16 protein-coding genes are annotated in these 14,724 nt (G+C 43.3%); 10 read left to right on the top strand and 6 right to left on the bottom strand.

Translation table 11 applies throughout. The features are described 5' to 3' along the window. The first annotated feature begins 117 nt into the window (after positions 1-117). The 4 genes from pncB to R7Z49_RS01095 all read left to right on the top strand — a co-directional run bounded on the left by pncB (position 118) and on the right by R7Z49_RS01095 (position 3,791). Positions 118-1,428 carry a nicotinate phosphoribosyltransferase gene (pncB, locus tag R7Z49_RS01110; RefSeq protein WP_318111211.1) on the top strand — a complete coding sequence of 437 codons (1,311 nt, stop codon included), beginning with the start codon at positions 118-120 and terminating at the stop codon, positions 1,426-1,428. Positions 1,429-1,748: 320 nt separating this feature from the next. Next, entirely contained in the window at positions 1,749-2,108 is a 360-nt protein-coding gene (locus R7Z49_RS01105; RefSeq protein WP_017819785.1) for a hypothetical protein, read from the top strand. A 214-nt stretch (positions 2,109-2,322) separates the two neighbouring features. Further along, complete coding sequence (locus R7Z49_RS01100) at positions 2,323-2,841, top strand: glycine zipper 2TM domain-containing protein (protein ID WP_005373945.1); 519 nt, start codon at positions 2,323-2,325, stop codon at positions 2,839-2,841. Between the two features lie 170 nt (positions 2,842-3,011). Beyond that, positions 3,012-3,791 carry a methyltransferase domain-containing protein gene (locus R7Z49_RS01095; protein WP_318111208.1) on the top strand — a complete coding sequence of 260 codons (780 nt, stop codon included), beginning with the start codon at positions 3,012-3,014 and terminating at the stop codon, positions 3,789-3,791. A 63-nt stretch (positions 3,792-3,854) separates the two neighbouring features. Here R7Z49_RS01095 and R7Z49_RS01090 read toward each other — a convergent pair whose 3' ends face one another. After that, the gene (locus R7Z49_RS01090; protein ID WP_005373940.1) at positions 3,855-4,736 is read right to left on the bottom strand and encodes a DMT family transporter; all 882 of its coding nucleotides are present in this window, start codon (positions 4,734-4,736) and stop codon (positions 3,855-3,857) included. Between the two features lie 93 nt (positions 4,737-4,829). On the opposite strand from R7Z49_RS01090, the gene R7Z49_RS01085 reads away from it, so the two are divergent. The 3 genes from R7Z49_RS01085 (at position 4,830) to R7Z49_RS01075 (ending at position 8,337) form a co-directional block, all read left to right on the top strand. Then, positions 4,830-5,714, top strand: a complete 885-nt coding sequence (locus R7Z49_RS01085; protein WP_065275140.1) for a LysR family transcriptional regulator — start codon at positions 4,830-4,832, stop codon at positions 5,712-5,714. 180 nt (positions 5,715-5,894) lie between these two features. Next, positions 5,895-6,509, top strand: coding sequence for an outer membrane beta-barrel protein (locus R7Z49_RS01080; RefSeq protein ID WP_318111203.1), 615 nt, complete (start codon positions 5,895-5,897; stop codon positions 6,507-6,509). Positions 6,510-6,669: 160 nt separating this feature from the next. After that, a complete protein-coding gene (locus tag R7Z49_RS01075) occupies positions 6,670-8,337 on the top strand; it encodes an ABC transporter substrate-binding protein (protein WP_318111201.1) in 1,668 nt (555 codons plus the stop codon). A gap of 75 nt (positions 8,338-8,412) precedes the next feature. Here R7Z49_RS01075 and ompV read toward each other — a convergent pair whose 3' ends face one another. The 4 genes from ompV to R7Z49_RS01055 form a co-directional block, all read right to left on the bottom strand. After that, on the bottom strand, positions 8,413-9,189 hold the full coding sequence (gene ompV / locus R7Z49_RS01070; protein ID WP_017635134.1) for an outer membrane protein OmpV: 777 nt from the start codon (positions 9,187-9,189) through the stop codon (positions 8,413-8,415). Positions 9,190-9,411: 222 nt separating this feature from the next. Continuing rightward, positions 9,412-9,945, bottom strand: a complete 534-nt coding sequence (locus tag R7Z49_RS01065) for a copper resistance protein NlpE (RefSeq protein WP_137282823.1) — start codon at positions 9,943-9,945, stop codon at positions 9,412-9,414. Between the two features lie 260 nt (positions 9,946-10,205). Next, positions 10,206-11,435, bottom strand: coding sequence for a glycine betaine/L-proline ABC transporter ATP-binding protein (locus tag R7Z49_RS01060; RefSeq protein ID WP_318111198.1), 1,230 nt, complete (start codon positions 11,433-11,435; stop codon positions 10,206-10,208). Beyond that, positions 11,428-12,327 carry an ABC transporter permease gene (locus tag R7Z49_RS01055; protein WP_005373926.1) on the bottom strand — a complete coding sequence of 300 codons (900 nt, stop codon included), beginning with the start codon at positions 12,325-12,327 and terminating at the stop codon, positions 11,428-11,430. Before R7Z49_RS01055 ends, R7Z49_RS01060 begins: the two co-directional genes overlap by 8 nt. Positions 12,328-12,743: 416 nt before the next feature. Between R7Z49_RS01055 and R7Z49_RS01050 the strand changes: the two genes are divergently transcribed. Genes R7Z49_RS01050 through nqrM form a run of 3 tightly spaced genes read left to right on the top strand, consistent with a single transcriptional unit; the run spans position 12,744 to position 13,748 of the window. Then, on the top strand, positions 12,744-13,034 hold the full coding sequence (locus R7Z49_RS01050; protein ID WP_005373924.1) for a DUF134 domain-containing protein: 291 nt from the start codon (positions 12,744-12,746) through the stop codon (positions 13,032-13,034). After that, positions 13,031-13,537: a NifB/NifX family molybdenum-iron cluster-binding protein gene (locus tag R7Z49_RS01045; RefSeq protein ID WP_005373923.1), complete on the top strand. Its 507-nt coding sequence runs from the start codon at positions 13,031-13,033 to the stop codon at positions 13,535-13,537. The genes R7Z49_RS01050 and R7Z49_RS01045 overlap by 4 nt, the downstream gene beginning before the upstream one ends. Before the next feature lies 1 nt (position 13,538). Next, complete coding sequence (gene nqrM / locus R7Z49_RS01040; RefSeq protein ID WP_025768002.1) at positions 13,539-13,748, top strand: (Na+)-NQR maturation NqrM; 210 nt, start codon at positions 13,539-13,541, stop codon at positions 13,746-13,748. Here the strand turns inward: nqrM and R7Z49_RS01035 are convergent. Beyond that, entirely contained in the window at positions 13,726-14,538 is an 813-nt protein-coding gene (locus tag R7Z49_RS01035; protein ID WP_165935375.1) for an aminoglycoside phosphotransferase family protein, read from the bottom strand. The two genes, nqrM and R7Z49_RS01035, sit on opposite strands and share 23 nt — an antisense overlap. Positions 14,539-14,724 lie beyond the last annotated feature (186 nt).

The raw sequence follows: 14,724 nt of genomic DNA, 5'->3' as shown, positions 1-14,724 counted from the left end.
AAAAATGAGTGGTTAGTAACAAAAGTTGACAAACTATAGATGGGTGTTTATTGTTTACGCAAATTAGTTAGTAACAAAAAGTTATATACCCAGGAAGGGCATGTAGAAGGGCACCTAATGACCACCAAACTATTTTCTTCCCGCATCATTCAAAGCGCTTTGGATTTCGATGTCTACAAAGTCAATATGATGAGCGCTGTAACAGCACTTTACCCTGATGCGATGGTGTCATATAAATTTATCGTGCGCAGTGAGGAAGACCTCTCTGAGCTTTTGCCCGAGGTAAAATCCGAAGTCCTTAAACTGCAAGATATTCAATTTACGCAAGAAGAAATTGAATATATTAAGCGTGTCGCGCCTTACCTGAATCCTGACTTTGTTGATGCACTGCGCCATTTCCGTTTCAACCCACAAAGCGATGTCTCTTTCCATAACAAAGCCATGGCTGATGGCTCAAGCCAGTTAAGAATTACCATTAACGGTTTGTGGCGAGACACCATCTTGTACGAAACGATCATCATGAGCATCGTGTCTGAAGTTCGTAGCCGTCAGCGTTGGTCAGATATCCCTGTTGCGCAATTTACCACTGTTTTAGAAGAGAAAGTTCGACACCTAAAGTCGGAACTAAAACGTCGTAACATTACTAACTTTAAATTTTCTGACATGTCGACGCGTCGACGTTTTTCCTTCCAAGCTCAGCGCATTATGCTGGAATATTTGTGCCAGGAAGTGCCGGAATGTTTGACAGGAACAAGCAACTATCACTTAGCAAAAGAGCTAAACTTGACGCCTATCGGCACCGTTGCTCATGAATGGTTTATGGGACACCAAGCTCTGGTGAATGTGCGAGATTCGCAAAAAGTGGCGTTGCAACGTTGGCAAAAAATGTTTGATGGTGCACTAGGTATTGCGTTAACCGATACGATTGGTATCGATGCTTTCCTTAAAGACTTTGATGAAGAACTAAGTAACGCATACTTCGGTGTACGTCACGATAGTGGTTGCCCTTATAGCTGGGGTGAAAAAATGATTGCACACTACCAGTCGCTGAATATAGACCCATTAACAAAAACACTGGTGTTTACCGACGGACTTAACTTCGAACAAGCGTTAGATATTTGCGAGTATTTCCAAGGACGTATTCAGGTGAGTTTTGGTATCGGTACTTTTCTTGCCAATGATATGGGTGATTATGTCAATAAAGATGGTGAAGCCTACCAGCCACTTTCTATCGTGATAAAAATGGTCACGTGCAATGGTTCACCGGTCGCCAAAATCAGTGACGAACCTGAGAAAGCCATGTGTGAAGATATCTTCTTTTTGATGAATCTCAAGCGCCGCTTTGAACAACCTCTTGATTTAAATGAGTGTCGTAAAATGATTGATCGTTTAGAAACTGAAGGTCAAAATTATCTCATCGACGCGTAGGCGTTATCTTCTCTCCATGATAAGCACCCTCTATCGTTACGACAAATTTATATAGGTAAACGTGGAGGGTGATTTCGTTATAGTAATATACAGAAGTAACCAGATACAGCGCAGGAAAGCACTCAAAAGTTGATGTGTTATCTGCCTTTGATAGGTGTAAATCGATACGTTACAGCATCGTGGACGGTGTATCTCATCCGACACTAAACTCAGTCTAATCACGTAGTTTATTCCCACGTACCATGAGCTCACTCGGGTATAGACGTCTATCTGCTTTTATGACTTTGGGCTTCACGTAGTTGCTTGAATCAGGAGTCAAAATGAACCTAGTAGTACATTTGCAAAAGAAAGCGATCCGAAAATATGGCTATGAGATGGCCACTCGCCAAGCATGGAGGTGTGGTATCAAGGCAAATCTTGTAAAGCGCGTGATTGGCCTTTTTAAAGGACAAATTGTTTGTGTGGTTGAAGGTTGCCGAGCAGAGTTTTCTTCTCCTCTTAATAACCCCCTTCACGAAGATGACAAGCAGGGGCGATATGTGTTTGTTGGCGGTGTATGCTGGGAACCAAATAACATTATAGCGCCTGGTTTCCCTGATTTTATGTTTATGCACGTGCGTAATCTAAGCCACCGTCATAAGTATTTAACGGATGACGAACTATTTTTGAGCTTGGCTTAAAAATAAATCTCATAGACTAGTCCAGCCCAATCATAATCAGTAGTGATACAGTTTTATCTCTGTTGACATTCTGCTGAGTGTTTCTTGACGTACCTCTTATAAAACAGTGTTTCTTTACTTGTTAATAACAGAGGGTTTGTTTTCGTCTGATGTGATTTCCCTTTTGCGATTTACCATAACGCTCATCAAAGCAAACCATACTGGGATGTAAATCATGAATATGAAATCTATCGCAATTGCAACGGCAGTTGTTGCTGTACTAGCAGGCTGTAAAGACAAAACGCCACCAGCTCCAACTCAAGCAAACATTACTTTGGTTGAAGCGGTGACTGAAACGGTGAAAAAGCCGCACCAAGTATGTAAAGACGTGGTAGTAACCGAGCAAGTTGCCCCTGCGGATGACAATAAAATTATTGGTACGGTTGGTGGCGCAGCAGCTGGAGCAGCGCTGGGCAACCAAATCGGTGGTGGCTCAGGTAAAGTGATTGCAACTGCAGCTGGTACGATTGCTGGTGCACTGACAGGTCGTAAGATCCAGGAGAATGTGCAAAAAGGTGATGTAGTAACAACGACGAAAAAACAGTGTCATACAGAATATACGACATCTGATAAAGTAGTGGGTTACGACGTCACTTACGAAGTTTCAGGTGCACCAACGACGGTTCGTTTGGCGAGCAAACCAGCGACAAAAACGTTCCCAATTCAAGATGGTAACGTTGTTCTACCACAATAGTTAGCGACTTAACCGAAGCGATTAACAAGCCCTTTTATCTTTGAGATGAAAGGGCTTTTTCACATAAGCGGCGTTTTCATCTGTTTTCCCATTGGAATGTGCGGCCAGAAATACCCGTTAATTTCCGCGTTCGATACAATCACTTTTCTTAAAGTACGAACGGAAAAAACATGGAAGATTTTTACCTGACCGAGCACGGTTTGGCTGGTTATTTCGAGGCGCAATGGTTCGACAAGTTCATTGAGGAGCAACAGATTGAGATGATAACCAGTCGCTCAAAACAAGTCCCACTTTCTTTTTTGTCATCACCTCACTGCTCCCAAGTTGCTGATTTTATTGCGCAAGCGGTAATCGAAAGCAGCGTTCAGCCGTACTCCCTACTTGAGGTTGGGGCGGCGCTGGGAAGAAATTATTATGAGTTAGTGCAACGCTTACCTAACCTTAGAGAAGCGACGCTTGTGGAGCCTTCAAATAGGTTAATGGATGGCTTGAAGCAACTATTAATAGAAGAACAACGCGTCGAGCTTACTTACCTTCACGATGTGAACACCTTAAACACTTTAGAGGTAGAGAATAGAGATATCGTACAGAAATGTGCTCATGTTGATTTGACGCTAATTAACCAGCCTTTTGAGCTTGATACTCTCCAATCTCGCTTTGATTTAGTCGTATGTTTAAATGTGATTGATCAATGTGAGTCGCCACTTAGCGTGATCAATGCTCTAAAAAAAACCACCAAGGTGGGTGGGCTGATCGTTGTCTCTTGCACTTATCAGTGGAACGCGAAACACATCAAAAATAAAGAAGAGGCGGTTGATGATATCAAAGAATACTTTGCTGAAGGCTGGCGTCTAGTGTCGGAAGCCGATCATGAATATCGCATCCGGTTTAATGATCGCTTTGCAAGGCAGTTTTTATCTCACGTAGTCGCTTACGTAAAAACCGATTAGAGCCACATAAAAAAACCGAGCACTTACGGCTCGGTTTTTTAGTCTTTGGGTTAGAGCACAACTTTAAGTAACGTGCGCTTCTTGTTGCTCTTGCAACTTTTTCTTGCGACGCTCTCGTTTAGAAAGCCAAACCAGAGGCACAACAATCATAATGGTTCCTATTGCCATAAATATATCAGGCACTTCTCCAAACCAAATCAATCCCACAAACACGGCACCAATTAAGCCACTGTATTCAGCGCTGGCAATTTTGTTGCTATCGATCGAGCGGTAAGCGATGACACATGTTGCTGCATAAATCATGATGAACAAACTTGAGCCAGCAGCAACAGGGAAAGCACTCCAGTCCCAAGGTTCTGCTTCGATCAGAACAAGCAAGAAGGCTACTGGAATACCTGCCAAGTTTGTCATCAATAACGTTTGCATCACAGACTGATTTTTTGGCAGTTTTCGAATGAGCAAGTTATTGATTGCTAAAGTAATTGCAACAACTAAAGCTGAAATGGCTGCCCAATCGATTTGGTCTGGACGAATGATGACCAATACACCGGCAAAGCCCATTATCGCTGCGGCGACCGATTGCTTAGACAACTGTTCTCCAAAAAAGATTGCTGCAAGCGGCAACATGATTAATGGCGCGGCGTAAAAGATCGCGTTCGCAGTTGCGAGCGGTAAAGATGAGATCGCCAAAACCATGAATATTGCACCAAGTAACCATACGTGAGCGCGAACAGCATGCCACTTAAACCCTTCAAGAAAAGGCGCATTTTTTGTTAGCAAGTAGACTGGCAGCAGGAAAAGCACCGCTGAAATTTGTCGGAAAAAGACAAATTGAAAAATAGGCACTTCATTTCCGACACTTTTAATTAAAGAGTCCGAAAGCACCGCAATGAGATTTCCAACAATTAATAGCAGCATCGCTGCTCCGACCGATGTAACTTTCACTTTTTCCTCTCCTCTTTCTTTGCCAAAGAGTAGGTGATGTCATAGGATGAAGTGAAGTGATATTTATTAGTTTAAGTATGAGATTTTTAGATAATGAAATTGCCACCACTCAGAGCGGTTCACTGTTTTGAATCTGTTGCCAGAAACTCTAGCTTTTCGCTTGCTGCTGAAGAACTCAATGTGACGCAAAGTGCCGTTAGCCACCAGATACGATTATTAGAAGATTACTTGGGTGAATCATTATTTATCCGCCAAGGCAGAAAGCTCTCTTTGTCCGATACGGGCACACGCTATTTAGAGGATATTAGCCCAGCAATTAGTTCAATTGCGATAGCCAGCCAAAAGGTGCGAGAAGGGGACAAAGGCAGCATACGGTTGGCGATTTATAGCTCGCTTGCCGTAAAGTGGCTTATTCCGCGTTTGTCTGATTTTAAGCGCTTACATCCAGAAATCGACCTGACACTCAATATGGTCGTTGGTGATCCTGAACAGACAGACAGCGTTGGCGATTGTTTTATCACGGTAGAAAAGCCAAAGCGAAACTACATGTCGGTAAAGTTATACGCGGAGACGCTGTATCCGGTCTGCAGCCATAAAATTTGGAAAGAGTTGCAAGATCAACCGATTCCAGAAGCGCTTTGGCGATACCCTATTTTGTCGACAGACTCAATTTATCGAGAGAGAGGAAAAGATTGGGCTGAGTGGTGCAGAGCGGGCGGTTACACCTTGCCGAAAGATGTCGATGTTCAACATTTTAGTCATATGTTGTTGGCAATAGAGGCGGCGCGTTATGACCAAGGCATCGCATTTGCGAATGATTTTATGCTCAATGAAAGAGATAAAGCGCACGATTTGGTGTACATCCCTTCTCATGGATTGGAAACCGGCGACAGCTTTTATTTTATTCATAAAAAGAGTCGAGCCAAGCAAGCGGAAATCATCAAACTCACTAACTGGTTGAAGCAGCAATGCTTGTGAAATGACTAAATTGTCAAAATTAAGAAAGAAAGTGGCAAAGTTGTGTCTAAATATTTCATGTTTTATTGAGTTTTTATTCATTAACATCCACTTGGTTTTGAAACCAAGTGAAATGGATAGCATGGCATGCTTAAGGATGGGCAAAACACAACCTCAATAATTAACAGGCAGTGAAATACAATGTTTAAAAAAACATGGCTAATGACAGCCCTTCTAGCAACATCTTCTGTTGCAAACGCAGCTCCTTACGTTGGTGCATCTGTAGGTCAAGCATCGTTTGGTGATGTTAATGGCTCTATCAATGGTGGTGGTACTAACGCTAGCACTAAACTTAAACTTGAAGATGACTCAAGCCTTTCAGGCAAAGTATTCGGTGGTTACAAATTCAACGAATACATTTCTCTAGAAGCAGCCATTGGTGGCTACGATGCTTTAGACGGCAAAGTTGTTACTGTTGGTGACATGAAGTATCTATCGATTCAGCCAAAAGCGACTCTACCGATTGGCGATCGTTTCAACCTTTTTGCTAAAGCTGGTCTTTCTTACTTCAATGCTGAATTCAAAATTAGCAACTCTGTGATTGACGGTAGCGCAGGCCATACCACCATTTCTGACAGCACTGTAACAGGCATGTACGGTTTGGGCGCAGAGTTCGCTATTACTGAAAACTTTGCTCTACAAGTTGAATGGGAATACATGATGCCTGAGCTAGACATTGCGAAATTTGGCAATGAAAAAGTAACGGTTGATGCAGACATCAATGTATTCTCTGTAGGTATGAGCTACCGTTTCTAAGAATACTTATTCAAGTTACCTCTTGGCTTAGTAAACGTTTTTGACTTCTGTTGGTCGAGCTGAGTCCAAGCTTTGAATTTGTTTAGATATAGCACAGGAAGTTTAGTTGCTAAGCGTCCTGTGCTATTTTTTTGCTTTGGAATAACTCTTAGGAATCTTTGTGAACGATGTCAATCTTAGGTATCTGGATCTACTGTTAAAGCACTTTGAACCTCACCAGTATCACCTTGTTACGCTTTCTGAGCTAGAAGCGGTGATTTGCACGTCGAGGCGCAATGTTTCTATTGTGATGAAAAAGCTTGCCACTTACGATTGGGTCGATTGGCAACCTGCGATTGGCCGAAGTAACGCTAGCCGTCTCAGTATTAATATTTCCCTCCAACAAGCGATGACCGAGTTTTTGGTTGAGGAGCTTGGCAGAGGAAGAATGAACTCAATAACGAAACTTATTGATTGGTTCGGTCAAACCGCGGTTAGAGCACTAACCATCGCTTCTGAAAAAGTGAATCGATTGAATGAATCAAATAACGCTATTTTGATTTCTTCTTACCCTTGGGTATCCAAAATCGACCCTGCGAATACTTACCGTCACACTGAATTACACGTCGCGAAAAGCGTTTATGACGTATTGCTGACCCAAAATTCCAATGGTGGTATCGAGCCATCGTTAGCACACGAATGGAAAATGGAAGGCAAGGTAATGACGTTATGGTTGCGGCCAGGCATATATCGCCATGATGGCGAGCCCCTTAACATACAGGATGTGGTTTGGAGTATAGAAAGACTCAGGGAGATAAAAGGACCAGTTCACGAGCTCTGGCAATGCATTGATAGCGTGGTTGCAGAAACATCTAACTGCTTAAAAATTATATTGAAGCATCCGAACAAGTTGTTTCCATACATGCTAGCAACTCCTCATGCGTCTATTCTGTGTCGAGATGTCGTCTCTTTCGGTTCTAGTTATTTCTACCACATAGGGACTGGACCATTTAAAATCAGCGGCTGGAACCAGGAGAGTATGACTCTTGAAGCGCACAAAGAGTATTTTTCAGCACGCGCATTGTTAGATCAAATAACGCTGTCTCATGGTGATGTTAAAACCTTAAATATGTTGAGCTTTAACCAAAGCTCCGATCACGTTGAAGTGGAAAAAATTAGCGCATTTTCATATCTGACCTACCGCGAACGCGTGGAATCCCAACTCACAAAAGAGACTTGGTATCAACTCGCTGATTACATCCATGTGCAAAAGCGAATTTATGATGCGCCAAGTGCCGTTGACAGCATTCAGTTAGAGACTCATGAGCAAGATTTATCAATAACAGATGGTGGTGTGATACCTAAACTGAAAGGTAAAGTGGTATTAGCTGAACCTGTCTGGACGATACCGAGTCTAATTCGCCATTCCGAATGGTTGCACAGTGTGATTCGTGCAACGGGATTGGAGTTGGAGATCGTCGTTATTGATGACATTAGTTTTCCTGAGGTAGTGTCTCACCAAGCAGATTTGCTCTTCATTGAGGAAGTCATGGAAGCACCATTTGAATATGGCATCTTCGAATGGCTGTCGATAGCAACTGGACTGCGTTTTAGTTTTGATCAAAGCCAGATGTTAAGCCACAGAGAAAAGGTTCGCAGGGCGATGGCAGATGATCACTCGCTACAGTCTTTATTAAACCTAGAGAAAGCGCTGCGCGATCAGTACCTATATTTGCCTTTGTTTGTTGGCTACGAAGAAGTGACAAAAACACAGCAAGTGCGAGGTGTGCAGGTGAAGAATACAGGCTATAGCGATTTACATAGGTTATGGATTGCTCATTCACACTAGAGTCTGTGTTCAAGATTATGCAAATGTCCAACGCATAAAGCCATCGAAATGATGGCTTTATAAGGGCGTATCGGATTAGAAGTTGTACGACACACTTGCGCCAACAACCCATTGGTTTGCACTATCAACGATAGAAGAGTCGCTGATACCGCTGCCTAGGCGCGTGTATTGTGTCATTTGGCTTACTTGCCAGTTGTCGTTGATTGGCATAACAAGTTTGTAGCCCACACCATAGCTTACCGTTGAATCACCTTTGTATGCTTTGCGGTTTGCGTTTGCTTCGCGTTGTTTCACACCAAAGTAGTAATCTACGTAGTCTTCACTTTGATAAGTTAGGTTAGCAAAAGGAACAAAATCAACACTACCGAATTTCATGATGTGGAAGTAAGTCGCGCCCGCTAAGTAACCTTTGTAAGCACCACTGATATCGTGCTGAAGGTACGTAGAAATGACGTTGTTTTGATCCAGTGTAAAGTCTGCGTTTAAACCTAGATCGACGGCGAAGCGGCGTTTATCTGTGCCTTTCAGGCTTTTCGCTGTATCACCGTCGCGCATTACACCGCTACCTACAAGGTAGGCACTCATGTTGATTAACTCATTGGTGTTGCCGAAGAAGCGGTAGTTAATGCCACTTAGGTCGGCATTAAAGTCGTCACCATGGTAACCACCGTTGAGAATTGGTGCTGTATTATGCTTTTGATCTTTGAAAAGATCGCTGCCTTGAGCCACACCAGCTTCTACGTTCCAACCGCCTTCGTTGTTGTAGATGTTACCGTTACGAATGTAAGTATCGCCAGCGAAAGCTGAGCCAGCAGCTGTCAGAGTAAGTAGTGCAATTAATGTTTTTTTCATCATTTTTCCGAGTTGTTCTGTTTTGTTTTGAACACTGTACAAAATGACGTTGTAAGCATCTATCGGCAAAGCGTATGGAAATGTAATGAACAATCAGGGTAAGAAGCAGAATGTTGCTTCAGAATAGAAAGGTTGCTGGAATAGCTTTCGTTAAAACAGCGAAAAAATCCGAGCTGGGGTGGCTCGGATTTGGGGTATTTATCAGGTATTGATACTAACTTCTTACTGTTTCGTTAAGTTGTATAGTGGTGCTAGGTCACCCGTTACTTTTTCGCCATTCATGTCTAGCTTCATAAGTACGTTTTCACCAACAAAGTATTGGTTTGGTGCATCTTCATTTGTCAACGTTACGATGCTGCCATTTGCATCCCAAGTGAATTGACCTTCAGATTTTGATTGACCGCCTTCTTTGTCTTGGTAGCTTTCTTCAAGTACGTAAGTGCCATCTTGATTTAGTGTGATGGTCATATCGATACCAGCACAATCCGCGCAAGGTAGTGTTCCTTTGTAGGTGCCGTTCCAGTCCAGAGCACTTTGTGCGTTGTGTTCAGAGTCTACAAATGTCTCTTCAGTAATTACCTGTTCTTCTTCTACTGGTAACGTGTCAATTGTCTCAGTCGTAACGTCTGCACTGGTGGTGACTTCAGTTTCCGTTGCCTGAGGTACTTCAACTGCGCTTGTTTCGGCAGGTTTCTCATCTTGACAGCCTGCAAGAATGATTACCGCGCCTGTTAGTGCCAACATTGTCTTTTTCATTTTATCCCTCTTTAAATCAAGATTTTGTATGAGAGTAATAGTAGACATTTATCGAGGATTTGCGTCATCAAAAAGCAATAGAATGATCTAACTATGTCAATAAAACCGGATATGAGCATGAAATTGTCAGGAAAATCAGAACAATGTAAATGTTGCTTTGGGTATCAAGCTTGAGCCCACAGACAAATATCTAAAAGGGGATTGTGAGCGAGTTAATTGATAACAGCCCACATTGTTGTGAGCTGTATTATCAACATCATCTAAGAAACGTTATTGAAGCTTGAGCGTGAAGTGCCTCGTTTTGTGCTTCGTTGATCAGAAAACAGCTCCGCAATAACCTGACGATTTAATTCGCCTTTCAAATTGCCGTGCTTATCGATGACGGGCAGTGAATATTCACACGACATGACTTCAGTCAGCACTTGCTCAATGGCTAAATGTGGAGAGATGGTAGGCACCTCTTCATAGATATCATCACGCCAATCTGATAGGTGAGTTAACTTCGCTGCGTTTAGCAATCCTTGCTGTGTTATCACGCCTTGATAGCCTGCATTGGTCTGATGGTAGGCATAATCACGTTTAACACGTTTCATTTCACTCAGCGCATCTTCAATGGTTTCAGCGCGAACACAGTACGAAGGTGGCTGCATCAGCGTTTCGACCGTCAGTGCTCGCGCTCTATTGACGTCTTTTACAAAGGCTTCAACGTACTCATCGGCAGGATGCAGTAAGATTTCGTCCGGTGAACCTTGTTGGACAAGTTCACCGTCTTTAAGAATCGCGATGCGATCGCCAAGTCGAAGCGCTTCATCTAAATCATGAGTAATGAAAATAATGGTTTTGTGCAGCTTCTGTTGCAGCTCTACCAACTGATCTTGCATTTCGCTCCGAATCAGAGGGTCCAATGCTGAGAAAGCCTCGTCCATCAACAGTATTTCGGCGTCGGTAGCCAGTGCCCGTGCAAGGCCCACACGCTGTTGCTGTCCACCCGATAGTTGAGCAGGATACTGGTGCTCATAACCCGTCAGTCCAACGGTTTCTAACCATTCATTTGCTTTTTCTAAGCGCGCCTCTTTATTTATTCCCTGAACTTCTAAACCATATGCGATGTTGTCGATAACAGTGCGATGAGGCTGCAAGCCAAAGCGTTGGAACACCATAGACATCTTGTGACGGCGAAACTGTTCAAGCTCTTTGTTAGAAAGTTGCATGACATCCACCCCTTCTACCAAGATCTGCCCCATGGTTGGATCGATTAATCGATTGAAGTGGCGAATCATGGTGGATTTTCCAGAACCGGATAATCCCATAATGACAAAAATTTCACCCTTTTGAATTTGCAGGTTGATGTCTTTTAGTCCGACCGTGTGGCCCGTTTCCGCTAAAACCTGCTCTTTACTATGTCCCAACTTAACGCGCTCAATCACGCTATTGGGTCTGGTACCGAAGATTTTATACAGACCGCTGATTTCGATAAGTGGACTAGTCATGTTTTGAGTCTCCTAAATGAGCTTGAGTGCGTTTCGCATACGCTTGTGAAGCACGATCAAAAAGGATTGCTAGGGCGACAATTGCTAAACCATTGAGAAGACCAAGAGTGAAATATTGATTGGTAATAGACTTTAGAACAGGCTGACCTAAACCTTTTACCCCAATCATTGATGCGATGACCACCATTGACAGTGCCATCATGATCGTTTGGTTAATTCCCGCCATGATGGTTGGCATTGCAAGCGGAAGCTGAACCCCAAAAAGCCGTTGCCGAGTGCTGGCACCAAATGCGGTTGCGGCTTCCAATACTTCTTTATCAACTAGACGAATGCCCAAATTGGTTAAACGAATAACCGGTGGAATCGCGTAGATCACTACTGCGATAAGGCCAGGAATTTTCCCGATGCCCAATAACATCACAACTGGAATGAGATACACAAATGCCGGCATGGTTTGCATGACGTCGAGTAATGGTGTTACCACCGACTGAATGCGATTAGAGCGCGCCATAGCGATGCCGATAGGGATACCAAGTGCGATGGCAAGCATAGTACATACAGTGATGATACTGAGCGTACGCATAGTGTCTTCCCACATTCCAAAATAGCCAATCAGAATCAGCGAACCAAAACATGCAGCGGCCAGTTTCCAAGAGCGGCTGGCGGCATAAACGAGAGTGGTGCAGACACCTAAAATAATGAACCAAGGTGTAGAAATCAGAAGTTTTTCAAACCAGACAAGAAACGCAAGGAGCGGATCAAACAGAGACTCAATGAGTTCACCATACTCGCGAGAGAAATCTCTGTAGGCGCCGTCGAGTGTTTTGCGAATCGCCCTGAGATCAGAGGCATCCATTTCCGGGAATTCGCTGAGCCAATTTGAGTCAGACATATGTACTTCCTTTTTCTGATATACCTAAGCGCTTTCAAGAAACTTAATTTGGCAAGAAGAGTAGGGCGCCTAGGCCAAGTAATGGTCGTTCGACAGGTTCTGTATCGAAAGTATTACCCTTTAAGCTCAGGCCGATGTCGTCAAACTTCTCTTCTTCAATAAAATGAACACATTAGCGTGTATTTGTATGAAAAATCTGCGCAAACTAACGTTTTTATTATCCGGTTAATTAGAATTGATCTTTTTGTTCGTTTGTCATCAAAATTCCTAAATTATTAGATGTCTAATTAATGCTGATGTATTACGTATTTGTCGTGTTGATTTTTGCAAACTTAGTTTATTGGCATATGCTAAAAATGTTATTGGCATATGCCAGTTTAAGGCGTAATTTGACTCTGTGTTTTTGAGGGACAATGATGGCAAGACCAAAGATAGAAAGACGAATATGCGGACGTGCGGCTCACCATTGCTTTAAGCCCAATGGTATTCCATTTAATCAGTTGGAGCAAGTCGCCATATTACCAGAAGAGTTAGAAGCGCTACGTTTAGCCGACTTAGAGGGGCTTAGCCAGCAGCAAGCTGCGGAGCAGATGGGCGTTTCTAGACAAACTTTTGGTAACACAGTAAAAAGTGCAAGATTGAAAGTCGCAAAAAGTTTAGTTGAAGGTCATGCATTAGTTTTTCCGAATGAGGAGTCAAACTTATGATTTATGCTATTCCTAATGATGGTGAGCGGGTGGCAAACCACTTTGTAAAAGCACCATACATTGCTATTTATTCTGATACTGACGGTATGCTAAAAAACTTAGCGAACATTGCTTCTATGCCACAAGCGGGTTGTAATGCGAAGTCTCAGTTGATTCAGTCTCTACAAGGGTACAACGTGGATGCTGTTCTTGTGCGAAATATCGGTGAACGTGTATTGGCAAAGCTACTTAGCAGTGGCACGCCAGTATTTAGGCTGTCTACTCGTAGTTCCTTGGAAGATGTGCTTGCGGTTCCAAGAGAGCCTTTGATTGAGCCCTCTCAAGGACGCCCATCAAACAATCATAAGAAAAGTGTTCACAAACAAAAAGGCGGCTGCGGCTCCTGTGGTTGTGGTGGCCAAAAATCAAAAACCTCCTTGTTGGCAAGACCTAAAGCGCTACTCAAAGCAACATCTAGCCCTGCTATACTTAAGCTAGAGTCGATGGCTAATAAGGCAGGTTAATATGGTTTGGTTATTTACCTTTCTTGGTTTTCTCGCAATCATTTTGTTGATGTCACTTGGTGTCATTTTTCATAACAAGCGTATTCAAGGAAGTTGCGGCGGTTTAAACAACGTCGGTGTTGATAAAGTATGCAACTGCGAAACCTCATGCGCAGAACCTGAAAGGCGTTTACATCAAATCTCAGAGCCTAACTCATCACCTGAGCACTAAGGCTTTTGGCCCATTGCGGCAAGGTTTGCCGAAACCAGTCCAAATACTTGCTGGTCTGCGGATTCTCTCTGGAGACCAGTATGTTGACTACCTCGACAACGATCCACGCTTTTGCTAGTCCGATATCGCGCGCCAATTCTGTTGTTTCACCTTTCTCTGCGCACTTTATATATTTGTCTGCTACGTTCAAGTAATCATCAAATGTGCCCATGCCCTCGATGAGCGGCGCTAAATCTATCGCGACATGCCCTGTAGAAAAGCGCTCCCAGTCGAACAGCACCAGCTCGCCATTTTGGCGCTGTCCCCAGTTTCCTGCATTGGTGTCTCCGGAGATCAAGTTCTGCCCATCGAAAAGGTGCGCCGATCGTTGTTGTAGCTGGTGGAAGAACTGTTCTGTCTCTGAGCCCAGTTTAAGCGTTGCGAGTGCTTGTTGAGTCGCTTGTGGTGTCCACTGGTGGCGGTGATAAACACCATCTGATGTTGGTGGAAGTCGGTGCAGTTTGACGAGTTGTTCAATGACTCGATCATCTTCAAGTAAGAATGCTTGCTCGACTGCGTGGGGAACGTATTCAATGTACAGAACGTTTTTCTGGTCGTCGAGTTGAATCAAGCGCGGTACGTGTATTCCAAGCGCGTTAAACTGCTCGGCATAGCGTTGATAAAACGCCACTTCTATTTGAGTAGGGTTACGTTTTTCTATTACTTGGACGCCATCTTTTTCGATGAGAAAAACTTTGGCACTGCCCATTTGGTTGAGTTCTTGTTGCGACACCGGACTTCCTGTCTTCATGTAGAGAGAGCTCACCTTAATCGCTGCACTCACGTTTTCCAATAGCCACGACAAAGTGCCTCAAAAATATTAAATGCAACTGTTTAAATATGATTTTGCTGTGAGTGTCTAAATTTTACACAGTCTCGCCTGTACTCCGATAAATTCGTTCTACGCTTACTATTCGTCTTAATAAAGGAGAACCAA

Origin of the sequence: Vibrio sp. 1562 (assembly GCF_033340155.1) — a bacterium.
Taxonomy (GTDB): Bacteria; Pseudomonadota; Gammaproteobacteria; order Enterobacterales; family Vibrionaceae; genus Vibrio; species Vibrio alginolyticus.
This window is presented reverse-complemented; position numbering and strand designations above follow the sequence as displayed.